Origin of the sequence: Actinopolymorpha cephalotaxi (assembly GCF_013408535.1) — a bacterium.
GTDB lineage: Bacteria > Actinomycetota > Actinomycetes > Propionibacteriales > Actinopolymorphaceae > Actinopolymorpha > Actinopolymorpha cephalotaxi.
The window spans coordinates 1,357,253-1,380,867 of sequence record NZ_JACBZA010000001.1; the positions used below are offsets into that span (position 1 = coordinate 1,357,253).

The 23,615-nt window shown below is 71.7% G+C and carries 17 protein-coding genes; 11 read left to right on the forward strand and 6 right to left on the reverse strand.

The features are described from left to right. Positions 1-145 precede the first annotated feature (145 nt). From ispD to rny, 10 genes are all read left to right on the forward strand, one after another. Positions 146-1,786 (forward strand): 2-C-methyl-D-erythritol 4-phosphate cytidylyltransferase, encoded by a 1,641-nt coding sequence (ispD, locus tag FHR37_RS06155; protein WP_092883072.1) that lies wholly within the window; start codon positions 146-148, stop codon positions 1,784-1,786. Continuing rightward, positions 1,783-3,732, forward strand: coding sequence for a hypothetical protein (locus FHR37_RS06160; protein WP_092883071.1), 1,950 nt, complete (start codon positions 1,783-1,785; stop codon positions 3,730-3,732). Before ispD ends, FHR37_RS06160 begins: the two co-directional genes overlap by 4 nt. A gap of 53 nt (positions 3,733-3,785) precedes the next feature. After that, positions 3,786-5,786: a hypothetical protein gene (locus tag FHR37_RS06165; RefSeq protein WP_092883070.1), complete on the forward strand. Its 2,001-nt coding sequence runs from the start codon at positions 3,786-3,788 to the stop codon at positions 5,784-5,786. 152 nt (positions 5,787-5,938) lie between these two features. Further along, positions 5,939-7,972: a glycosyltransferase family A protein gene (locus tag FHR37_RS06170; RefSeq protein ID WP_092883069.1), complete on the forward strand. Its 2,034-nt coding sequence runs from the start codon at positions 5,939-5,941 to the stop codon at positions 7,970-7,972. Positions 7,973-8,278: 306 nt separating this feature from the next. Further along, positions 8,279-9,244 (forward strand): rubrerythrin family protein, encoded by a 966-nt coding sequence (locus FHR37_RS06175; RefSeq protein WP_202818033.1) that lies wholly within the window; start codon positions 8,279-8,281, stop codon positions 9,242-9,244. A gap of 130 nt (positions 9,245-9,374) precedes the next feature. Continuing rightward, positions 9,375-9,569 (forward strand): DUF3046 domain-containing protein, encoded by a 195-nt coding sequence (locus FHR37_RS31310; protein ID WP_092883067.1) that lies wholly within the window; start codon positions 9,375-9,377, stop codon positions 9,567-9,569. A gap of 297 nt (positions 9,570-9,866) precedes the next feature. Further along, positions 9,867-10,910 (forward strand): recombinase RecA, encoded by a 1,044-nt coding sequence (gene recA / locus FHR37_RS06185; RefSeq protein ID WP_092883224.1) that lies wholly within the window; start codon positions 9,867-9,869, stop codon positions 10,908-10,910. A gap of 20 nt (positions 10,911-10,930) precedes the next feature. After that, on the forward strand, positions 10,931-11,542 hold the full coding sequence (locus tag FHR37_RS06190; RefSeq protein WP_092883066.1) for a regulatory protein RecX: 612 nt from the start codon (positions 10,931-10,933) through the stop codon (positions 11,540-11,542). An 89-nt stretch (positions 11,543-11,631) separates the two neighbouring features. Continuing rightward, positions 11,632-12,828 carry a GNAT family N-acetyltransferase gene (locus FHR37_RS06195; RefSeq protein WP_092883065.1) on the forward strand — a complete coding sequence of 399 codons (1,197 nt, stop codon included), beginning with the start codon at positions 11,632-11,634 and terminating at the stop codon, positions 12,826-12,828. 476 nt (positions 12,829-13,304) lie between these two features. Continuing rightward, complete coding sequence (rny, locus tag FHR37_RS06200) at positions 13,305-14,822, forward strand: ribonuclease Y (RefSeq protein WP_092883064.1); 1,518 nt, start codon at positions 13,305-13,307, stop codon at positions 14,820-14,822. Positions 14,823-14,894: 72 nt separating this feature from the next. Here rny and FHR37_RS06205 read toward each other — a convergent pair whose 3' ends face one another. The 4 genes from FHR37_RS06205 to FHR37_RS06220 all read right to left on the reverse strand — a co-directional run bounded on the left by FHR37_RS06205 (position 14,895) and on the right by FHR37_RS06220 (position 18,279). Continuing rightward, positions 14,895-15,776: an amino acid ABC transporter permease gene (locus tag FHR37_RS06205; RefSeq protein WP_092883063.1), complete on the reverse strand. Its 882-nt coding sequence runs from the start codon at positions 15,774-15,776 to the stop codon at positions 14,895-14,897. Continuing rightward, positions 15,773-16,420, reverse strand: coding sequence for an amino acid ABC transporter permease (locus FHR37_RS06210; RefSeq protein WP_092883062.1), 648 nt, complete (start codon positions 16,418-16,420; stop codon positions 15,773-15,775). The genes FHR37_RS06205 and FHR37_RS06210 overlap by 4 nt, the downstream gene beginning before the upstream one ends. A gap of 103 nt (positions 16,421-16,523) precedes the next feature. Further along, positions 16,524-17,402, reverse strand: a complete 879-nt coding sequence (locus FHR37_RS06215) for a glutamate ABC transporter substrate-binding protein (protein ID WP_092883061.1) — start codon at positions 17,400-17,402, stop codon at positions 16,524-16,526. Between the two features lie 94 nt (positions 17,403-17,496). Beyond that, positions 17,497-18,279 (reverse strand): amino acid ABC transporter ATP-binding protein, encoded by a 783-nt coding sequence (locus tag FHR37_RS06220; protein ID WP_092883223.1) that lies wholly within the window; start codon positions 18,277-18,279, stop codon positions 17,497-17,499. Between the two features lie 294 nt (positions 18,280-18,573). Here FHR37_RS06220 and miaB point away from each other — a divergent pair, with 294 nt between their 5' ends. Continuing rightward, positions 18,574-20,097 carry a tRNA (N6-isopentenyl adenosine(37)-C2)-methylthiotransferase MiaB gene (miaB, locus tag FHR37_RS06225; protein WP_092883060.1) on the forward strand — a complete coding sequence of 508 codons (1,524 nt, stop codon included), beginning with the start codon at positions 18,574-18,576 and terminating at the stop codon, positions 20,095-20,097. A 21-nt stretch (positions 20,098-20,118) separates the two neighbouring features. On the opposite strand, the gene FHR37_RS06230 is transcribed toward miaB, so the two are convergent. After that, entirely contained in the window at positions 20,119-22,185 is a 2,067-nt protein-coding gene (locus FHR37_RS06230; RefSeq protein ID WP_092883059.1) for a hypothetical protein, read from the reverse strand. Continuing rightward, positions 22,179-23,582 carry a Gfo/Idh/MocA family protein gene (locus FHR37_RS06235; protein ID WP_175542467.1) on the reverse strand — a complete coding sequence of 468 codons (1,404 nt, stop codon included), beginning with the start codon at positions 23,580-23,582 and terminating at the stop codon, positions 22,179-22,181. The genes FHR37_RS06230 and FHR37_RS06235 overlap by 7 nt, the downstream gene beginning before the upstream one ends. Between the last annotated feature and the right edge of the window lie 33 nt (positions 23,583-23,615).

Genomic DNA, 23,615 nt, shown 5'->3' on the forward strand with positions numbered 1-23,615 from the left:
CCGGACCTGGGAGCCTCCACCGACGGTTCCCGGGCGCCGGAAGCGGGCGGAGACCCCGCCCGGCTCTGGCAGACCCGGACACCAGGACGCACTGCGTGTGTCGACGGGTACGAAAAGTGACGACCAGAGGGGATGTGACCCGACCGTGGCCGACACGAGGCCCGAGACCACGCCAGCGGCGGCGCCCACGACGCCGGCGGCAGGCGAACCACTGCGCTCGGTGGGGGTGGTGCTGGCCGGTGGCCAGGGCACCCGGGTGGGCCTTCGCCTCCCCAAGCAGCTACTCAAGGTGGCCGGCAAGCCGCTCCTCGAGCACACCCTCGAGGTGTTCGAGACCTCGCCGGAGATCGACGAGATCGTCGTCCTGATGGCGCCGGGCTGGACCGAGGACGCCGAGAAGATCATCCAGAACGCCGGCTTCCGGAAGGTCACCCGCGTCCTGGAGGGCGGCGAGACCCGCAACGACACCACCCGGCGGGCGCTGGAGGCGGTCGGGCCGGGGGAGGCCAAGGTGTTGTTCCACGACGCCGTACGCCCGCTGCTGGACCACCGCATCATCGCCGACTGTGTGAAGGCGCTGGACACGTTCGAGGCGGTCGACGTGGCGATCCCCTCCGCGGACACGATCGTGGTCGTCGACGACGGGCTCATCACCGACATTCCCAGCCGGGCGCGACTGCGGCGCGGGCAGACCCCGCAGGCGTTCCGGCTGTCGACGATCCGCCGCGCCTACGAGGTGGCCGCGGACGACCCGAACTTCGCCGCCACCGACGACTGCGCGGTGGTGCTGCGCTACCTCCCCGAGGTGCCGATCACGGTGGTGGAGGGCTCCGAGCGCAACATGAAGGTGACGTACCCGATCGACGTCTTCCTCGCCGACCAGCTCTTCCGGCTCGGCTCGCACACCCCGCCAAGCCCGGTGTCGACGGACCAGGCCGGTGAGCTCCTGGCGGGCAGGACGCTGGTCGTCTTCGGCGGCAGTTACGGCATCGGGGCGGAGATCGGCGACGCCGCGCGGGAGTTCGGGGCCAGGGTCTTCAGCTTCAGCCGATCCGCGACGGGCACGCACGTGGAGGACCCCGAGCACGTGGCCGCGGCGCTGAAGCAGGCGTACGACGAGTCCGGCCGGATCGACTACGTCGCGGTGACGGCCGGGGTGCTGCACACCGTGCCGCTGGCCGAGGCCCCCGACGACCTCATCGCCCAGAGCCTGCAGGTCAACCTGCTCGGCCCGGTCTACGTCGCGCGGGCGGCGCACCGCTACCTCGCCGAGACCGGCGGGCACCTGTTGTTGTTCACGTCCAGCTCCTACACCCGGGGCCGGGCGGGCTACAGCCTCTACTCCTCGACCAAGGCGGCCGTGGTCAACCTCACCCAGGCACTGGCCGACGAGTGGGCCGCCGACGGGATCCAGGTCAACTGCGTCAATCCCGAACGCACCCAGACGCCGATGCGCACCCGTGCGTTCGGCGAGGAGCCGCCGGGCACGCTGCTGCCCGCGCGCGACGTCGGCCTGGCCTCGCTCGACGTCCTGCTGTCGGAGCAGACGGGCAACGTCGTCGACGTCAGGCGGGACCCCGCCCCGGCGCCGGTGACCACGCCGCCCGGTGACCACGACCACGCCCGGGACATCTCGACCGCGCTCGAACAGGTGGAGGAGCACGCGGCCGACGACGAGGTGGACGCCGTGGACTCCGTGGACGCCGTGGATGCTCTGGACGTGAACCCGGCGGACGGCGGGCGGAGCACCCGCACGGGCGACGGGAACGACCGGCACCGCGGATGACCACCCGTCTGGTCCAGGTCACCGAGCGGGCGCCCGCGCCGGACACCGGGCGCCTCGCGCTCGGCCTGGCCGGCGGTCTGCTCCTCGCCTACGCCGGCCTGCTGGCGGCCGCGCTGGTCCCTACCGCGGCCGGCCTGCTCGTCGCGGCGGTGGCGGTGGCCGCCCTGGAGGTGGCCGGCACCCTGCGGGCGCCGTTCGTCGGCTGGGCCGCGGGCCGGATCGGTCTGGGCGCCCAGTGGCGCGGGCTGCTGCGCGCGGTGGCCGTCCTGACGTTCCTCGTCCGTACCGACGCGCCACGGAGCTGGTTCGTGATCGCCGTGGCCGGGCTGCTCGCCCTGGCCGCGCTGCGGGCGGCCGGCGCCGCGCTCGCCGAGGTGGTGCACCGGGCACGGAAGATGCCGGTGCTCAGCCGCGGGCTCGACCTGGGCAGGCTCCGGGTGCCCAGGGCGCTGCCGCCGGCGCTGGGCAGGCACACCGACACCACGCTGGGGTGCCCGGACGTCGCCCTGTCGGCAGGTGCGGCGGTCGCCGTGCTGGCCGGCTCGCCGGGTCCGCTGGTGGCAGGTGCGGTGGTCGCCGCGGCGCTGGTGCTGGCCGGCGTCGGTGCGCTCGCCTACGCCGCGGTGGCGATGCGCCGGCTGAGCCGGGCGAGGCTGCGCGCGGCGATCGGCAAGGCGCTGGCCACCGCCGCGCCGGAGGTCGCGGTGCACTTCGGCTCCGGCCCGGACACGCTCTACCAGCTGGAGATGTGGGTCGAGACGCTCGAACGCCTGGACGTGTCGGTCCTGCTGATCCTGCGGGACCGGGAGACCTTCCGCCACCTCGGCCCGACCACCCTCCCGGTGCTGTGCGTGGAGCACAGCACCGTGCTGATGGAGCTTCCGCTGCCGCATCTTCGGGTGGCGATGTACGTCTCGCACGCGGTGAGCAACCTCCACCTGCTCCGCCGTCGCGGTGTCCGGCACGTGTTCGTCGGGCACGGCGACAGCGACAAGCCGGTGACCACCAATCCCTTTCTCAAGGCGTACGACGAGGTGTGGGTCTCCGGCCCGGCCGCGCGGGAGCGGTTCGCGGCCGCCGGGATCGGCGTCGACCCCGCCCGGGTGGTGGAGATCGGCCGGCCCCAGCTCGACGAGGTGGCCGGCCGCCGCGACGTGAGCGCGGCGGGGCACCGGGTGCCCGGCCGGCTGACCGTGCTGTACACCCCGACCTGGGAGGGGTACGGCGACGAGCCCGGCCAGACCTCGCTCGGCGCCGGCGGCCGGGAACTCCTCGAACGCCTGCTGGCCGAGGGTGACGTCCGCGTTCTGTACCGCCCACACCCGCTGGCCGGCACCCGTGATCCGGCCGTCGCCCGGGCGCACCGGGAGATCGTCACGCTGCTGGGCGACCGCCGGGTACGCCGGCCCGCGTCCCCCGCGCGGCTGGCCGTCCCGCGTGACGACCTGGACGTCGTGACGGCGCCGGCCACCACCTCGCGGGTGGAGGAGGTCACCGCCCAGGCGGCCTGGGCCGGTGCCCGGCTCGCCGACCGGCCGGGTCCGCCGGTCCACCTCGTGGTCCCGGGCCCGGACTTCAACCTGTACGCCTGCTTCGCCGCGGCCGACGTCCTGGTCAGCGACGTGTCCAGCGTGATCACCGACTTCCTGGCCGGCGGGCGGCCGTACGCCGTCACCAACCCGGCCGGTCTCCCCGAGGAGGAGTTCGGCGTTCGGTACCCTTCCTGCCGCGGCGGCTACGTGCTCGGTGCCGACGGTGCCGACGGTGCCGACGGTGCCGACGGTGCCGGTGGTGCCGGTGGTGCCGGCCTGGACCGGTTGCTGGCAGCCGGACGTGGGCAGGCCGACCCGGCCGCGGCCGAACGAGCGACGCTGCGGGCGGAGCTCCTCGGCCCGGCGGAGCCCCCGGCTCTGGAACGCATGCGAAAGGCGGTGGCCGGGTCCTGACCACCGTCCGCCGTTGACCGCCGCCCGTCCACGACCACCTGGGAGAACCACCCGTGCTGCAGACGCTCGTCCGCCGAGGACCGCTGATCGGCGTCCTCTTCGCGCTCGTCGCGAGCTACGCCGCGCTGGTCGTGACCGCGGTCCTGGCCACCCCGCTGATCTTCGCGTTCTTCCTGCTGGTCGCCGCGGGGATGGACATCGTGGTCGAACGCAGGTTCCGGCCGGTGGTGATCCTGCTGCGCCGGGCGCAGTTCGGCATCTCCCACCGCGCGTTCGTGCAGATCTTCCTGCTGCTGCTGCTGATGGCGATCACCGACGCCAACCGGGACATGAGCCGTACGGAGCTCCTGGTGGTCAGCCTGGTGGCGATGCTGGTGCCGGTGGGCCGGATCGGCTACCTCGGCCTGCTCACCCTGGTGCGCCGGCGGACCCAGCCGCCGGTCGAGGTGCGCAACGTCGACCTGCCGCCGGAGCTGCGGCCGACCTCGCCGCCGGGGATCCTGGTGGACAACCTCACGTTCCGGCTGCTCAGCCTGGGGCTGTTGCCGGTGCTCGCCGGCGCGGTCAGCGTCCGGCTCAGCGACTTCCGGCCGTTCGGCGTCATGATGGTCCTCTACGTGCTGGTCGTCGGGGTGGCCAGCCTGCTGCTGCTGCGGCAGCTGTTCGCGCTCGGTGCCAGGCTGGGCCGCCAGACCCTCCTGGACGGAGTGAGCGCCGCGGTCCGTGATCAGCACCACCCCGAGGTCGTGCTGTACTTCAGCGGCTCGGCCACCTCGCTGTACCAGGCCGAGATGTGGCTGCGGACGGTCGAACGCATGCCGCACCAGGGTGTCGTCGTCGTACGCCAGCGGCACGCGATCCGCAACCTCGGGCGCACCACGCTGCCGATCGTGTGCATCCCGAACCAGGTCGACCTGATGAACTTCACCCTGGCCGACGCCCGGATCGCGTTGTTCGTCGCCAACGTCGGCAACAACATCCACCTGCTGCGCGAGCCCCGGGTCAAGCACGTCTTCATCGGCCACGGCGACAGCGACAAGGTGGCGAGCTTCAACCCGTTCAGCAAGGTCTACGACGAGATCTGGGTGGCCGGCCCGGCCGGACGGGAACGCTACGCCCGTGCCCAGGTCGGCGTCCGCGACGACGAGATCGTCGAGGTCGGGCGTCCCCAGCTGGACGTGATCGAACGCCGGACCGGCGCGCTGCCGCCGATCACCGCGGAGCGGCCGCTGACCGTTCTCTACCTCCCCACCTGGGAGGGCTGGACCGACGACGACTTCCAGACCTCGCTGACGGTGATGGGGCTGGAGGTCGTCAACCGGCTGCTGGCCTCGCCGTTGCCCGTCCGCATCATCTACAAGCCGCACCCGCTGACCGGCACCCGCGACCCCCGCGCGGCCGAGGCCGACCGGCGGATCCAGGCGGCGATCACCGCGGCCACCAGGGACATGCCGCCGCTGCCCGAGCGCGCCGCCGCCGAGCTGGCCGAGCTGGAGGCCGGGCTGGCCGCCGACGACGTGCCCGTCGCGGAGGCCGAACGCCTGCAGGCGCGCTGGCACGAGGTGTTCTGGGCCGCCCAGGGCGCACGGCACGTCCTGGTCGAGGGCGCGCTGCCCAACCTGTTCGACGCGTACAACCAGGCCGACGTCCTGGTCGCCGACATCTCCAGCGTCGTGTCGGACTTCCTGGCCACCGGCAAACCCTGCGTGGTCGCCAACCCCAAGGGCCTGTCCGAGGACGACTTCCGCGCGGCGTTCCCGAGCGCGTACTCCTCCTACCTGCTGAACCCCGGCGCGGACATCACCGAGCTCGTGGACACGATCGTGCGCACCGACCCGCAGGCGGACGCCCGCGTGCAGGCCCGCGCCTACCTCCTCGGGCCCGACGAGCCGCCCGCGCAGGAACGCTGGAACGCCGCCGCGGACGCGCTGATGGCGGCGGCCGACCTGGAGTGGGACGGCCAGCACGGCGCCGGGCCACAGCTGGAACAGGTCACCGCGTTCGTCGAGCCCAGCACGACGCCGGAGGCGATGGGGGAGTCCCGCCCCGGCTGACCGGAGCAGTCGACCGTAAAACCAGAGTCAAAGATCAACTTCGCGCGCAACCCGTCGCTGTTTCCGACGGTTTGTCCAGATGAGTAACCGGGAACCTCATCGGAACGGCTGCTCTGCTGCAGCCACGGGGACGAACCAGCGCGGGGGAATCAATGATCAAGGCCAGTGTCGTCGTACCCGTCTACAACCCCGGACGGTATCTCCGGCACTGCGCCGAGTCACTGCTGGGCCAGAGTCTCCCTCCCGACGAGTACGAAATCGTCTTCGTGGACGACGGGTCCACCGACGACTCTCCCGAGCGGCTCGACGCGCTCGCGGCCGCCCACCCGCAGGTGCGGGTGCACCACCAGGAGAACTCCGGCTGGCCCGGCAGGCCCCGCAACGTCGGTGTCGAGCTCGCGCGCGGTGAGTACGTCCAGTTCGTCGACCAGGACGACGAGCTCGCACCGGAAGCGCTGGAACGCATGTACACCCTGGGATCGGACAACGACGCCGACATCGTCCTCGGCAAGGTCGGCGGCACGATGACCGCTCCCAGCAACGTGTTCGCGCGGACGGTGGCCTCGTGCACAGTCGCGGACGCACCGCTGATCGAGAGCGTCACGCCGCACAAGATGTTCCGGCGCTCCTTCCTGCTGGACAACGGCATCCGGTTCCCCGAGGGCCGGGTCCGCCTGGAGGACCAGCTGTTCATGGCCCGCGCGTACACCCGCGCGAAGTCGGTCTCCATCGTCGGCGACTACGTCTGCTACCGCTGGATCCGCCGCGACGACGGCGGGAACAACAGTGGCAACGCCCTCAACCTGAGGGCCTACTACCAGAACCTCCGGCAGGTGATGGATGCCGTCGTGGAGGGCACCGAGCCGGGCGAGGTACGCGACCTGCTGCTCCGCCGCTTCCTCCGGGTGGAGATGATGGGCCGGCTGCGGGAGCCGAAACTCAACCGCTACTCCGACGGCTACCGCGACGCGGGCTACCAGGAGGTACGCAAGCTCGCCCTGGAACGCTTCCGCGAGGACGACGGGGTGGTCGGGGGCCTGGCGCCGCTCATGCGGCTGCGCGCGACGTTGCTCCTGCGCGACCGGCTGGACGGTCTGCGCGAGATCGCCAGTCGGTGCGAGAAGGTGCGCGCCGAGCTCTCGGTCGAGGAGGTGGGCTGGCGTGAGGGTGCGCTCCGGATCCGCGTGCGTGCCGTCCTCGTCCACTCCGACGGTCGTCCGGTCGTGGTCACCGAACGCGCCGGCAGGTACCACCTCGACGACGTGCTGACCGCCGGCCTGCCCACCCTGCCCGACGGGTGGGACGTCGGTGACCCGTGCCGGGACGTGCAGGGCGAACTCCGGGTCCTCCACCGGGACACCGGCACGTGGTGGTTCGCACCCGAGCCCCTGCGCGGCTCGCTGGAGCGCGTCGAGCACGACGGTCCGCAGCCGCGCTACCAGGTGGTCGCCTCCGGTGAGTTCTCCTTCGATCCGGACCGGCTGGCCGGCGGTGGGCCGCTTTCCGCCGGTCGGTGCGAGCTGTCGGTCTCGGTCCAGATCCTCGGCCTCGGGCGCTCGGTGCCGGTCGCCCTTGACGGTAGCCCGCACTGGGAGCAGTCGCTGGTGCCCGCACTGGTCGGTCAACCCGCCAGGATCGTCGTACCCAGGCGGACGATTCCCACCGGCCGGCTGACCATCGAGGTGGGTGACCGTGACCAGGCGCTCGCCGTCGCCGTCGCCGCACTGGGCGTGGGTCCATCGCACCTCGGTGGGTCGCACCTGCGGCTGTCGCTGCCGATACGCACCGGCCCGGGCGCGGGCGCGCACGAGGTCGAGGTGGTGGTCGGCCGGGCCGGCAGGGCGCGCACCCTGCCGGGCCGGATCGAGCCCGCGGGGGCGGCGGTGCTGGCGCTGGAGGACGTGCCCGCGCTGCCGGCGGGACGGCACCCGATCGCCCTGCGGACCGAATCCTCCGGCCGGCGGCCGGCCGTCCCGATCGGTGTGGCGGTCGTGCGCGAGGGCCGGATCGTGGCCGTGCACGGCGTCGGCCACCGCGCCCTGCCGCGGCGGCTGCTGGCCCGGGTGGCCGGGGACCGGCGGTTGCGCCGCCCGGTGTACCAGCTGGTGGGGAAACTGCCCGACGAGCAGGCGGAGCTGGCGAAGAAGGTGATCCGGCGGGTGGCCCGCTGGTCCCGCACCGGCTGACGCCGGGAACCTTTGTACGACCTTCTCGTACGACCCTTCTGTGCGACCTCCCGGGGACCTTGTGCCGCGACCTTTCGCACGACCGGAGTGCGCGGTCGGACCCGGACGCGAACGTCCTGCACGGGCACGTCCGCTCCGGCGAACGTCGGCGTGGGTCCGGGTCCTTGGTAGCGACTCGCGCACCCCGGTCGGGCCGGTCGGCCGAAGCCGAGGACAGGCAGCGGGCGCTGGTTACGCTCCCCTCATGACCGGCCACGTTCGGTGAGAACGAGCTCGCCGGGCGGGCACTTCGAGGAGGGGAACCCAATGCGCACAGCCAGGAGGCTCTCCATCGTGGCGATGGGGGCACTGCTCGGGCTCGGCCTGGTCGGGACCGCGCAGGCGTCGACCAGCGTCTCCCCGCAGACGAGGGAGGACACCCTGTCCGCGATGCACGGGGAGGCGTTCGCGTACGCCTCCTACAACGCGTACGCGCAGGAGGCGGCCCGGACCGGCATCGACGCCCTCGCCAAGTTGTTCCGGAAGACCGCACACACCGAGCGGTACGACCACTTCGCCGCCGAGGCGCGCCTGATCCACTTCGTCCGCGGCAATGCCGACAACCTGCGGACGTCGATCGCGGGTGAGACCCGCGAGGCCACCGTCATCTATCCGTACTTCGCCTACCAGGCCGAGCAGGACCGATGCGAGCCGGCGGCAAAGCTGTTCCGGGAGCTGGCGGCCGACGAGGCGGTGCACGCCAAGCGGTTCCGCAGGGCGCTGTACGCCATCACCCACCCGCACTCGGGTGTCGTGGTCCCGGTGGGTGAGTACTTCCGGCCCAAGCCGATCTTCGCCAGCCTGCCCGCGTGCAGGGGCCGGACCCGGGAGAACCTCCTGGCCACGATCCGCGGCGAGGCCTTCGCCAACGCCTCCTACACCTCCTACGCCGAGAAGGCCCGGCAGACAGGCCAGCCGCGGCTCGCCCGGCTGTGGGAGAACACCGCGAGCCAGGAGCTGGGGGAGCACTTCGCCGAGGCGGCCGAGCTGTACGGGCTGGTGCGCGACAACAAGGCCAACCTCCTGAAGTCGATGAAGGGTGAGCTGCACGAGGCGACGGTCATGTACCCGACGTACGCGCAGCGTGCGGAGCAGGCCGGTGACGACGAGGCGGCGGACCTGTTCTTCGAGATCGCCGTCGACGAGGCCCACCACGCGTGCGACTTCCTGCTGGCGTCGCTGGAGATCGTCGTCCCGTCGACGCCTTCCGACCACGCCGGCATGCGCAGCTAGCCGTTGCTCGTCGGCGCTCGTGGGCGCCATGCTGGAAGGGCCCGGTCGCCTGGCGCGGCCGGGCCCTTCGCCGCCGCGGGGCCGGCGACCGCCCGCGGGTACGGCGCCGGGTGACGGTCATACTGGGCCGGTGCGACTGACGGAATTCTGGCAACGAATGGAACACCACCTCGGCTCGGGCTACGCGCGCTCGTGGGCGCGCGACCAGGTCCTCGCGGAGCTGGACGGTCGCACTCCCCAGCAGGCGCTGGACTCCGGCGTCGACGCGAAGACCGTCTGGCGCGCGGTGTGGCAGGCGCTGGAGCTTCCCGCCTCGGAACGCTGACCGCTGCCCGGCCGGTCGCAGAGCGAGCCCGGGGTTCGGGCGAGCCGACTCGGCGTGGCGCACCTCTTCGAACGCGTGTTCGTCATATCGTCGTAGAGTGTCACTGGTGGGCCGCACTCGCCGCCGGCGGGTTTTGTCCACAATGCGGCTCACGGCCGTGGCGTCCACAGGTTTCACCGCCCGGATCCAGGTATGTCGGTGGTCACCTCTAACGTCTCGGGTGTGATGAACGAAAAGACCACGCAGAAGAAGTCCCGGGGCTCACGCCGAGCCCCCGACCTGACCGGGATGGCGAGCATGGCAGCTCAAGACCGCGACAAGTCGCTGGACACCGCGATAGCGCAGATCGAGCGGCAGTTCGGCAAGGGCGCAGTGATGCGTCTGGGCCAGGAGGGCCGCGCTCCGACCGAGGTGATCCCGACCGGAGCGATCGCCCTCGACGTGGCGCTCGGGATCGGCGGCCTGCCCCGCGGGCGGGTCGTGGAGATCTACGGGCCGGAGAGTTCGGGTAAGTCCACCCTTGCGCTGCATGCGGTGGCCAACGCGCAGAAGTCCGGCGGGGTCGCCGGCTTCATCGACGCCGAGCACGCCCTCGACCCCGAATACGCCAAGAAGCTGGGCGTCGACACCGACGCGCTGCTGGTGTCCCAGCCGGACAACGGTGAGCAGGCGCTGGAGATCGCCGACATGCTGATCCGTTCCGGTGCGCTCGACGTCGTGGTGATCGACTCGGTGGCGGCCCTGGTCCCCCGGGCCGAGATCGAGGGCGAGATGGGCGACAGCCACGTCGGCCTGCAGGCCCGGCTGATGAGCCAGGCGCTGCGCAAGCTGACCGGCGTCATCAGTTCCTCCAAGACCACCGCCATCTTCATCAACCAGCTCCGCGAGAAGGTCGGCGTGATGTTCGGGTCGCCGGAGACCACGACCGGTGGCAAGGCGCTGAAGTTCTACGCGTCCGTCCGCCTCGACGTGCGGCGGATCGAGACGTTGAAGGACGGCCAGGACCCCGTGGGCAGCCGGGTCCGGGTGAAGGTCGTGAAGAACAAGATGGCACCGCCGTTCCGGCAGGCCGAGTTCGACATGCTCTTCGGTGAAGGGGTCAGCCGCGAGGGCAGCCTGATCGACCTCGGGGTCGAGCACGGCATCGTCCGCAAGGCCGGCGCCTGGTACACCTACGAGGGCGACCAGCTCGGCCAGGGCAAGGAAAACGCGCGGAAGTTCCTCCGTGACAACCCGGACCTCGCCGAGGAGCTGGAGAAGAAGATCAAGGAGAAGGTCGGCATCGGCCCGCGGGTGGACCAGCCCGCGGACGAGTCCGAGCCTGAGCCCGAGGACTTCTAGCACCGAGGAGCAGACGACAGGTGAGGCAGAAGTCATCGAGGTCCTCGAAGTCGAGATCGAGGTCGCGGTCGGACGACGACCAGGAACCCGCCGCGACCGATCCCGAGCAGACAGCCCGCGCCATCGTCCTTCGCCAGCTCACCGGCCAACCCCGCTCGCGCGCCGAGCTGGAACAGGCGCTGCGACGTAAGGAAGTGCCCGAGGACGTCATCGAGTCCGTCCTCGGGCGGTTCACCGACGTCGGTCTGATCGACGACGGGGCCTTCGCTCGGGCGTGGGTCGACTCCCGGCACACCGGGCGTGGGCTGGCCCGGCGGGCGCTTGCCCACGAACTGCGCCGCCGGGGGGTCGGTGACTCCGAGGTCGGCGAAGCGCTCGACCAGCTGTCCCCGGAGACGGAGCTGGAAACCGCCCGGTCTCTGGTGACCCGCAAGCTCGCCGCGACCCGGGGGCTCGACGGGCGCACCAGAGTCCGCCGGCTGGCCGCGATGCTGGCCCGCAAGGGCTACTCGCCGGGGCTCGCCGCGCGGGTCGTCCGGGAGGCACTGGAGGGGGAGTCCGACGAGGAACACCGCGCTGCCGTCGCCGAGTTCAGCGGTGCCGCCGACTCGATGGAGACCGCGGGTCCGTAGGACTCGTCCCTAGGCGTACCCACGGCCTGAACCGGCCGGTGATCCGCCCGGGTCACCGCCGCCGCGAGGTCGGCGCTAGCGTGCGAGCCATGGCGCTTCAGGTGCGGACCGCCCGCGACGACGACCGGCAGGCCCTTCACGACCTCAGTCAACTGGCGTTCGCGGCACGTCCGGCTCCCTACGACGACACGAACGACCGGGCCGCGAATCCTCTCGACCGCCGGCTGCTGGCCACCGAGGGCGAGCGGATCGTGGGACGGCTGGCGGTGTGGGAGCTCGGCCAGTGGTTCGGCGGACGCCGGGTGCCGATGGGTGGAGTGTCCGGCGTGGCCGTCGCGCCCGACGCCCGCGGCAGGGGAGTCGCGAGCACCCTCGTCCACGAGGCGATCCGGTCGATGCGCGACTGCGGCGAAGTGGTGTCCTCGCTCTATCCGATGAACCACACCCTCTACCGCCGCAACGGCTGGGAGGTCGCCGGCAGCTATCCCGAGCAGCGGATCGACCTGCGGGCACTCACCTCCCTCCCCAGACCCGACCGCGAGGTCGAGGTGCGGCCCACCACCGGGGCGGACCTGCCCGCGATCCGCGAACTCCACGAGGAGGTGTCGCGGGAGGAGCCGGGCAACCTGTCCCACGGCCCGGAGTTCGGCTTCCGCAGGCTCCTCGGCCATCCCGGAATCCAGGAGGGATACGTCGCGGAGACCGATGGCCGGATCACCGGCCTGCTCGTCACCAGTCGTACGGACCCGGACGACAACCGCGGCTTCTACACCATCACCGTGCTCCAGTCGCTGGCCGCCGACCTGGCCAGTGAGCTCGCACTGCTGCGCGTTCTCGCCGCGCAGTACCCCGTGGCCGGCACGGTGACGTTGGTGACGCCGCCCCAGTCCGCGCTGCCGATGCTGGTCGGCGAACGCGATCTGCGCCCGGTCGACCGCGGCTGGTGCTGGATGACCCGGCTGGTGGACGCCGCCGGCGCGGTCGCTGCCCGCGGCTACGCCCCGGACGTCACCGCCGAGGTTCATCTCCACCTCGACGACCCGATCGCCAGGTGGAACACCGGCCCGCACGTGCTGCGGGTCAAGGACGGCGCCGGCCGCCTCGAGCCCGGCGGACGAGGTGACGTACGCCTCGGCATCGGCCGGCTGGCCTCGCTCTACACCGGCTGGGCGTCCGCACACCGGCTCGCCCGGCTCGGACTGGTCGCCGGTGGGGAGGCAGCCGACCTCGCCGCGCTCGACCGGGTGTTCGCCGGCCGCCTGCCCTGGTCCCGCGACTTCTTCTAGGGTGTTGCGAAGTGGGCCACGAGTCAGGCGGTCACTTCGCGACACACCCTGGGACGACTTCGGGACGACCGGTTCTCGCCCGCCCCTGCACGGGCCGGACGGCCGCCCTTGTCCACCGTCCTTGACCGGCCCGGTACGGCGACTTAGCCTCCAGAGCAGGAAGAGATCACTCTGCGTCAGTCGTCGTCGCCGCCACTCGCATCCGCCGGACCGAGCCTCACCTGCAACTTCCTCGAGACCACCGAGACCATCACCGTCGACCGGCTCGAAAGCCGGACCAGTGACAACTCCGCGTCACCGATTCTCGTGTCAGGTGAGGTCGGCCGGGGATGACGACCTGACCCGTCGGCTCCGGGGCCCGCGGCAAGGTCGCCGCCCGGCCGCCGGCCCGGCCGCGCGGACCGATCCCTTCCACGCCAGACCTCCACCGGCGGGTTCCGCCCGAGGTGGCGGTCGGGGAAGGGAGAGCTGCCCTGATGTGGTCCCTCGTCCAGGTCGCCCTGCTGCTCGTCGGGCTCGCCGTCCTCGTGCTCCTCGGTGCCCTCCTCCGTCCCGCGTGGTCCTGGTGGGCCACCACCCGTGCCCAATCGGGAACGCAGCCGGGAATCCGGCCCGGAACGCAGCCGGGAACGCCGTCCGCCGTCGCCGCCGGTCCGGCGGCGACTCCACCGCCGGAGGAACTACGGGCCCGCTCCGACGACCTCGACCGCCGCGACCGCCGGCTCACCGAACGCGAGTCCAGGCTCGACCTGGCCGAACGCGAGCTGGAGGCCCGAGCCCGTACGGTGTCCGCTGCCGAGGAGTCCCTGACCGCTCGCCGGGCCGCGCTCACCGACCTGGAGACCGAGCGCCGGCTGGTACTGGAACGCACCGCCGGGCTGACCGCCGTCCAGGCCAGGGCCCAGCTGGTGAGCTCCATCGAGAACGAGGCCAAGCGCGAGGCGGCGCTGACGGTCCGCGACCTGGAGCGCCGGGCGCGCGACGAGGGCGACCGGCGTGCCCGGGCCATCATCACCACGGTCGTGCAGCGGCTGGCGACCGAACAGACCACCGAGGCGGTGGTGACGACGCTGCAGCTGCCCAGCGACGAGCTGAAGGGCCGCATCATCGGCCGGGACGGGCGCAACATCCGCGCCTTCGAGCAGATCACCGGCGTGAACGTGATCGTGGACGAGACCCCGGCATCGGTCATGCTGTCCTGCTTCGACCCGGTCCGCCGCGAGGTCGGGCGGATGACGCTGGAGCACCTCGTGCTCGACGGGCGGATTCATCCCCGCCGGATCGAGGAGCTGTACGTCCGAAGCCTCGGCGAGGTCGAGCAGACCTGCCTGCGGGCGGGGGAGGACGCGGTGGCGCAGACCGGGCTGACCGACCTGCACCCCGAGCTGGTCCGGCTGCTCGGCACGTTGCGCTTCCGTACCTCGTACGGCCAGAACGTGCTGCGGCACCTGGTCGAGTCGGCGTCCATCGCGGCCATGCTGGCTGCCGAGCTCGGGCTGGACCCGGCCCTGGCCAGGCGCTGCGGGTTGCTGCACGACATCGGCAAGGCGCTCACCCACCAGGTCGAGGGCAGTCACGCCATCGTGGGCGCCGAGCTCGCCCGAACCCACGGGGAGAACCCGGAGGTGGTGCACGCGATCGAGGCCCACCACGACGAGGTGGAGCCGCGTACGGTCGAGGCGGTGCTGACCCAGGCCGCGGACGCGATCTCCGGCGGCCGGCCCGGTGCCCGCCGGGAGTCGCTCGCGGCGTACGTCCAGCGACTGGAGCGGCTGGAGGAGATCGCCCGGTCCTACCCCGGCGTGGCCTCCGTGCACGCCATGCGGTCCGGGCGGGACGTCCGCGTCATGGTGGTCCCGACCGAGATCGACGACCTGCAGGCGCAGGTGCTCGCCCGGGACATCGCCAAGCGGGTGGAGACCGAGCTGACCTACCCCGGGCAGATCCGGGTCACCGTGATCCGGGAGACCCGGGCCACCGAGACCGCGCTCTGACCGGCGACCGGCCCGCCAGGCTCAGCGGGCCGGACCGGGTTCAGCGACGACCGGGTTCAGCGACGACCAGGGTCAGCGCGTGGGGCCGGAGCCGTCGCCGGACACACCGCCGGACACGCCGCCGCTGGGATCGCCGGCCGGGGTGCTGGCCAGCGGGACGACGGCGCGTCCCCTCCGGCGCTGCCGCGCCTCCAGCCACTGCGCGATCCGGGACAGCGTGTAGTTGATGACGATGTAGACCGCGGCCGCGATGGCGCCGGCCGCGATCGGGTTGTTGTAGCCGGAGATGACCTGCTTGGTGAACGACGCCAGCTCCTGGGAGCTGATGATGTAGCCGAGCGCGGTGTCCTTCAGCGCCACCACGCACTGGCTGATGATGGCCGGGAGCATCGTGGTGATCGCCTGGGGTACGAGGATCAGCAGCATCACGCTGCTCTTGCGCAGGCCGAGCGCGTACGCCGCCTCCGACTGCCCGCGCGGCACCGCCTTGATCCCGGCGCGGAACACCTCCGCGAGCACCGACCCGTTGTAGAGCATCAGGGCCAGCACCAGCGCCCAGAAGCGGCCCGTCACGTCGCCGAAGCCGAGGAACATGGCCAGGATCAGCAGCACCAGCGGGATGGCGCGGAAGAACTCGATCACCGCGATCGACGGCCAGCGCAGGATCGCGTGGTCGGACAGCCGCCCGGCCGCGAAGACCGCACCGAAGACCAGGGCCAGCACGATGGCGACCGCGGCCGCGGTCAGCGTGGTGAGGATCGCCTCGCCGAGCCCGCGCAGGATGTCGGGGTCGGTGAACGGCTCGAACGCCTTGGGGGTGATCTGGTCGGCCGCCCACAGCTTCCACAGCACCAGCCCGAGCAGGGCGAGCAGGACGATCGAACCGATCACCCCGCCGATGCGGTGCCGGCGCCGGGCGACCGGGCCGGGTACGTCGAAGAGGACTGTACTCATCGGGTCACCGTCCAACGTCGTTCGAGCAGGGAGGCGCCGCCGGCGATCAGGAAGACGATGATCATGTAGCCGAACGCGATGCCGGCGAACAGCCACCACAGGGCGGTCGGGAAGTCGCGTACCAGCGAGTCGAGCTGGTAGCTCGCCTCGGTGACGCCGAACACCTCGGCGATCGCGGTGTTCTTGGTCAGGGCGATGAGGATGCTCGCCAGCGGCGGCACGACGGCACGGAACGCCTGCGGCAACACGATCAGCCGCAGGCTCTGCCCGAACGTCATGCCGATGGCCCGGGCCGCTTCGGCCTGCCCGGCCTGGATGGCGTTGATGCCCGAACGCAGCGCCTCACATACGAACGCCGAGGTGTAGAGCGAGAGCGAGATGATCGCCCGGACGAAGAAGCTGTACTGCAGCCCGACCGCCGGCAGCCCGGTCACGATGATCAGGAAGACGATCAGCAGCGGGGTGTTGCGGAAGACCGTGACGTACGCCGTGCCCGCGCGCTGCAGCACCGGCACCGGGGAGACCCGCATCCCTGCCAGCAAAGTGCCGAGCAGGGTCGCGACGATCCCGGAGACGACGAGCAGCTGGACCGTGAGCCAGAAGCCGGAGATGATCTTCGGCAGGTTGTCGATCAGCACGTTCACGTCGGGCTGGTCTCCCTTGGTTGGCGCCCGGAGAAGCGGACGGGTGGGCGACACAGGTCTGCCCGGCGCGGGCACTCGGGCCGCGCGCCGGGCAGACCGATGCTCACTGGCAGGAGGGGTCCGGCTTGGGCGCGGCCGGCGCCTTCACGTCGGTGGCCTTGCCGAGCGTGGCGTCGAACGCCTTCTTCCAGTCGCCGTCCGACACCGACTTGTTGATGCTGTCGGTGAGGTACTTGCACATTCCGGTGTCGCCCTTCTTGAAGCCGATCCCGTAACGCTCCTCGGTGAACGGCTTGCCAACCGTTACCAGGTCCTTGTCCTCGGCGGCGTAGCCCTGCAGGATCGCCTCGTCGGTGGTGACCGCGTCCACGGACTTGTTCTTCAGCTGGGTCACGCACTCGGAGTAGGAGCCGAACGGAGCCGGGTTGGCGCCGTACTTCTCCTCGACCTGCTTCAGCGACGTCGAGCCGGTGACCGAGCAGACCTTCTTGCCCTTCAGGTCGGCGCCGGACTTGATCGACTTGTCGTCCTTGCGGATCAGCAGGCCCTGGCCGGTGACGAAGTACGGGCCGGCCTGGCCGACGACCTGGCGACGCTCGGGCGTGATGGAGTACGACGCGAGCACGAGGTCGACGGTGCCCTTCTGCAGGAAGGGTTCGCGGTTCTTCGAGACGGTCTCGACCCACTCGATGTTCTTGGGCTCGATGCCCATGCCGCCGGCGATGATCTCGGCCATCGCCACGTCGAAGCCGGTGGGAGTGTCGGTGCCCGGCTTCTTGTAGCCGATGCCCGGCTGGTCGAACTTGATGCCGATCTTGATCTTCTTCGCCTTGGCGAACTTCTCCATCGACGAACCGGCGGGGAACTTCGGGTTCTCGGCGACCTTGACGTCCGTCTGGCCGCCGCCACTGCTTCCACAGGCGGTGAGGGCCAGCGCGGCTACCAGGCCGGCTCCGAGCAACCGCAGACTGCTCTTACGCATGACGTCCCTTTCTGATGGTGGCCCGCAACCCCAGCTTGCGTATGGTCCCGGCAGGTCCGGTGGGCGCGGCGTTCTGCGTGTGCGGGTTGGGCATTCAGTGCTGGAGGATCTTGGAGAGGAAGTCCTTCGCCCGTGCCGACTGGGGGTTGTTGAAGAACTCCTCGGGTGTGCGCTCCTCGACGATCCGCCCGTCGGCCATGAACGCGACCCGGTCGGCCGCGCTGCGGGCGAAACCCATCTCGTGGGTGACGACGACCATCGTCATGCCGCCCTTGGCGAGGTCGACCATCACGTCGAGGACTTCCTTGATCATCTCCGGGTCGAGCGCGGACGTGGGCTCGTCGAAGAGGATGACCTTCGGCTCCATCGCCAGGGCGCGGGCGATCGCCACCCGCTGCTGCTGTCCGCCGGACAGTTGTGCGGGGTACTTCTCGGCCTGGTTGCCGACGCCCACCCGGTCCAGGAGCGCCCGGGCCCTGGTCTCGGCCTCCGCCTTCGCGACCTTGCGGACCCGGATCGGGCCGAGGGTGACGTTGTCCAGCACGGTCTTGTGCTGGAAGAGGTTGAACGACTGGAACACCATGCCGACGTCGGCGCGAAGCTGGGCGAGCTTCTTGCCCTCCTCCGGCAGCGGCTGGCCGTCGAGCCGGATCTCTCCGGAGTCGATCGGCTCCAGGCGGTTGATCGTCCGGCACAGCGTCGACTTGCCCGACCCCGACGGCCCGATGATCACCACGACCTCACCGGCGTGCACGGTGAGGTTGATGTCCTGGAGCACGTGCAGGTCACCGAAGTGCTTGTCGACGTGCTCGATGGTGACCAGCGGGCGTGCGGAGGCCGCGCCGGGCGAGGGCGGTCGCTCGCTCGTGTCTGTCATGCGGGGAAGGTACCTTCCTTCGAGTTCTGGCGCGAGACCGCCCGCCGGTCTGTAGCCCGACTGGAACATGACGATCATCAGTGGCCGCCCATGATCGTCCGCGGGCCCGCCGCCGGTGTCCTCCGGTGGCTCCGGCCGGGCCCCGACGCACCGGACGTAGTGGGCCTAACGGCTGTTCGGCCGTCGAACCCGGGCAATTCGACAGCCGATCGCCGCGGGTCCGGAGCAGTACCGCCGGCGGGGGACGCCTGCCCCCGCGCCCGCGCGCACGGTGCGCCGTACCCTTGGACGGTCATGACGCACCGTATCGAATCCCCGGCACCCGACGCTGCCGTCGACGCCTCCGGCACGCGCACGTACGAGCTGCGCACCTTCGGGTGCCAGATGAACGTCCACGACTCCGAGCGGTTGTCCGGACTGCTGGAGGACGCGGGGTACGTCCGCGCGGCCACCGGCGACCCGGCCGACGTCGTCGTCCTCAACACCTGTGCCGTACGCGAGAACGCCGACAACAAGCTGTACGGCAACCTCGGCCACCTCGCGCCGTCGAAGGCCGAACGCCCCGGCATGCAGATCGCCGTCGGCGGCTGCCTGGCACAGAAGGACAAGGGCGAGATCGTCCGCCGGGCGCCGTGGGTCGACGTCGTGTTCGGCACCCACAACATCGGCTCGCTGCCGGCCCTGCTGGAGCGGTCGCGGGTGCTCGGCGAGGCGCAGGTGGAGATCAGGGACTACCTGGAGACGTTCCCGTCCACCCTGCCCTCGCGCCGGGAGTCCCAGCACGCCGCCTGGGTCGCGGTGAGCGTCGGCTGCAACAACACGTGCACGTTCTGCATCGTGCCGGCCCTGCGCGGCCGGGAGAAGGACCGGCGGCCCGGCGACATCCTCGCCGAGGTTCAGGCGCTGGTCGCCGAGGGTGTCCTCGAGGTCACCCTGCTCGGCCAGAACGTCAACGCCTACGGCGTGGAGTTCGGCGACCGGTTCGCGTTCGGCAAGCTGCTGCGCTCGTGCGGGGACATCGACGGCCTGGAGCGGGTGCGGTTCACCTCCCCGCACCCGCGCGACTTCACCGACGACGTGATCGCCGCGATGGCGCAGACACCCAACGTCATGCACCAGTTGCACATGCCCCTGCAGTCGGGTTCGGACCGGGTGCTGAAGGCGATGCGGCGTTCCTACCGTCAGGCGCGCTACCTCGACATCGTGGCGAAGGTGCGGCAGGCGATGCCGGACGCCGCGATCACCACCGACATCATCGTCGGCTTCCCGGGCGAGACCGAGGAGGACTTCGAGGAGACGCTGCACGTCGTGCGGGAGGCGAGGTTCTCGGCGGCGTTCACGTTCCAGTACTCCAAGCGGCCGGGCACGCCCGCGGCGACGCTGCCCGACCAGGTGCCGAAGAAGGTCGTCCAGGCGCGGTACGAACGCCTGGTCGAGGTGGTCGAGGAGATCGCCTGGGCGGAGAACCGCGCGCTCGTCGGACGCCAGGTCGAGGTGCTCGTCTCCGAGGGCGAGGGCCGCAAGGACGCCGCCACGGACCGGATGAGCGGGCGCGCGCGGGACAACCGGCTGGTGCACTTCTCCGGCGGCCGTCCCGGTGGCGCCGCCCTGACCGGCGTACGCCCCGGTGACCTGGTGAAGGTCGAGGTGACCTACGCCGCGCCGCACCACCTGGTCGCCGACGGCCCGTTGCTGGACGTCCGGCCCACCCGGGCCGGTGACCTGTGGTCGGCGCGGCAGTCGGGCGCCACCGGCGCCGCGGACCCGTCGGTTACTCCGTCCGGAGTGTTGCTGGGGATGCCGAGCGTCCGTCGCTGACGCGGGCTTCCCGCCACCACCTCAGGGCGCGGGCGCGAGGTTGTCCGAGCGCACCTGCCAGCCGGTGCCGGGGAATCCGGGTGCCGGGCCCTCGGGGCCGCCGTCCCAGCCGGCCGCCATCATCGCCACGGCGTACAGCAGACCGCCGTTGCCGGGGAGGTACAGCGGCAGCGTCCCGGGACGCTGGAAGTTGTGGCCGTTGCCGAGGTAGTGGTTCTTCGGCGTGTCCAGCAGCAGCGCCTCCACGGCGAGGTCGGGTTCGCCGACCCGGCAGGCGGTCATCGCCAGCAGGGGGTAGTCCCAGCCCCATGTGTCCGACCACTCCCAGCGGTCGAGCACGTCGCGCAGCGTGGCCCGCATCCGGTCGGCGTCGGCCAGGCCCACGTCGGGCACGAATCCCAGCGCACCCACCATCGTCGGGTGCCCCTCGCGTTCGGTCACCGGGTGTTCGAGCTCGACGTAGCGGCCGTCGCGTTCGGGCAGCGGCCCGAGGTGCTTGGCCACCGCGTCCCACGCGGGTACGCGGGCCAGGCCGAGGCGTTCGCGCCACACCTGTGCGGTCTGCAGTCCCCATCGCCAGTACGCCAGCTCGAACGCGGGGTTGCGGGCCTCCCGGCGCAGCGGGTATGCCTTCTCCTGCGCCGACGCCACCGGCGGCCCGAGGTCGAAGCGTTCCCGCCGCGGATCCCAGGTGGCGTACGACGCCATGAACGCCGCCGACTCGAACACCAGCCGGGCGAACCGCTCGGCCGTACGCCGGGACGGCCGGCGCCGCCAGACCAGCTCGGCGAAGTAGATCGGGTGCGGCTGCTGCCACACCAGCAGGGCGCCGATGTCGCTCGGGCTCTCCCTCGCCTCCGGCCCGACCTGCTTGGGCCAGCGGGCGCCGGAGTAGCCCTGCAACCGGGCGGTCTCCTGGGCGGCGGCGAGGGCCCTGTCGTACCACCCGAGGCTGCGTTCGAGCAGCGCCGGATGGTTCCAGAGCGCGAAGTGGGCCGAGTGCCACCAGTGCATCTCCAGGTGGAACTTTCCCCGCCAGCTGTTGGTGACCAGGCCGGTCTCCTGCGGCGGGGTGGAGCCCGCGCAGTTGACGGCGGTGAGGTACTGCGACAGAACGACCCGGCGTTCGAGCTCCTCCGCCCGCGGGTCGGTGGAGCCGGACAGGTCGACGATCCCGCCGGTCGACCAGAACTCCGTCCAGGACACCTCGGCCGCGGCGAGTACGGCGGCCACCGTCGGGGCCTGCTCGACCGGCGCGGGGGAGAAGCCGACGGTGAGCTCGAGGACGCCCACGCCGTCGGCGTGCACGACGAACTCGTGCGGGCCCAGCTGTTTCAGCGCCGCGCCGGCCGACCAGGCGAGCGCCACGTGGTGCACGTCGTCGTCGAGCACCCGGCGGATGTCGGCGCGGTTGCCGCGCACCTGCACCTCGGACAGATGGCTGGTGGGCGAGTCCCAGTCGCACGGCTCGCTCCAGTCGCCCACGGCGTACGGGAAGCGGGTGCCCACCGCGAGCTCGCCGCGGGCCAGCAACGGCGACTCGACGCGTACGGCGAGCAGGTCGAGCTCGGGGTCGCAGACCGTCGTCACCTCCACCGGTGTGCCGTCCAGTTCGAACCGGCTCTCGATCCGGCCACGCCACAGGTCCAGCCGCTGGCTGATCGCGCCCAGCTCCGACAGCCGCAGCGGTTGCCCGTCCGGGCGCACGAACCCGATCCGGCCGAGGTCGATCCGGTGCGGGTTCTCCCGCAGCCACTGGCGGGCCAGCTTGGCGCGGGAGTGCGCCGACGGGTCGCCGAAGTCCGGGCCGGTGGTGGAGTACGGCACCGACCGGCCGGCCGCGGTGGAGTAGTCCTCGAAGGACTCCTCCAGCGCGTAGCTTTCCGGGTTGGGCGCGGTGTGCCAGGCCCACTGCGCCTGGGTGCCGAGGCGCATGCCGTCGGTGTGGAACGAGGGGAACGTCTGCAGCCCGGTCACGTCGGCGGTGAAGGCGAACTCGCCGTTGCCGACGGTGAGCGGCTCCAGCGGGTCGGCGGAGGTCCGCCGGACGGTGTGGCGCGCGACGATGCGATAGCGGTCCATCAGCATGAGAAGGAAGTGAAGTCCCGGTAGTTCGCGAGAGAGAACGCGCGGGTGGGCGAGGCCCAGCCGGCGCCGGCCTCGGAGAACAGCAGCCCGTCGCGGGCGCAGCGCTCGATGAGGTCGTCGACGCCCACCAGGTGAACCCAGCGCTCGCCGTTCTCGTCATGGACGGTGGTGCAGCGTGGCGAGACGGGGCCGGGTCTGCCTGCGGACTCGTACATGCCGTTGAGGGCGAGGACGAAGCCTCGGGTCATCCTAAGGGGGCACAGCAGCCGATCCTCGTAACCGCGGACGACATTGACCAGATTCGCGAGCAGATCGGGCGACCCGGCGTCACCCGGCGCACGGCCGGCGCGTGCGGTGTCGGCGGCCAGCGCCTCGACCGCCCGTACAGCCGCCGCCGGCGGCCGTACGGTCCGCGCGGAGTCCAGGGTGAGTTCTCCGGTCGTGTAGTACGCCCGGGCGGTGGCCCGGCTGCCTTTCACGAACACGTACGGCGGAACCTGCGCCGGTGCGCACAGCGTGACCGCCGCGACGACGGTGCGCCCCTCGGCGGTGTCGATGCGGACACTCGCGGTGTCGTCGCCGTCGATGCTGTCCCGGCAGCGGTACAGCTCCGCCCGCACCGTGGTCGGTGTGGCCGGGGCGTCGTCGTGGTCGCCGGCCACGATCAGGGCGTTCATCAGGCCGTGCGCGAACGGGTTGGTGAGCGTGCCGTCCAGGACGTACCTGCCGTGGTGGACGAGCCGGCCGGCCCAGTCGGTGCGCGCGTAGTAGGAGTCGGCCCGCGACCAGCGGCCGACCAGGCCCACGTGCTCCACCTCGCCGAGCGCGCCGTCGCGGGCGAGCCGGGCCAGGGCGCGGACGACCGGTGCCCGGGCGTTCTGGAAGCCCACCTGGCACAGCGGACCGGCGGAGTCCTGTGGGTCGCCGGAGTCGCCGGGGTCGGCAGAGTCGGTAGCGTCGCCGGAGCCCTGCCGGGCCAGCAACCGGTCGATGTCCTGCACGGTCACCACCGGCGGCTTCTCCACCAGGACCGACGCGCCGGCGGCGAACGCCTCCTCGATCATCTGCGCGTGCAGCGGGATCGGCGTGCCGAGCACCACGATGTCGGGACGGCCGGCGGCCAGCAGGTCGGTGAGGGTGCGATGGCCGCGCGGGGGCGGGCCGGCGTACCCCCGGGCGGGGAGGTGCTCGGCGACCACGGTGGCGGCGTCCGGTGCGACGTCGGCGTACCCCGTCAGCCGCAGCAGCCCCTGCTCCTGCAGCCGGACGGCGTTGCGCAGGTGGGTGCGGCCGTAGCCGTTGACGCCGACCAGTCCGACGCGTGGGACCGGCCGGTGGCCGGCCGGCGACGTCCCCGGGGATGTGCCCGGTGATGTGCTCGGCGGGGTGGTGGTCACGTTGCCTCCTCGTACCGGCGTTCGAGGTGTGCG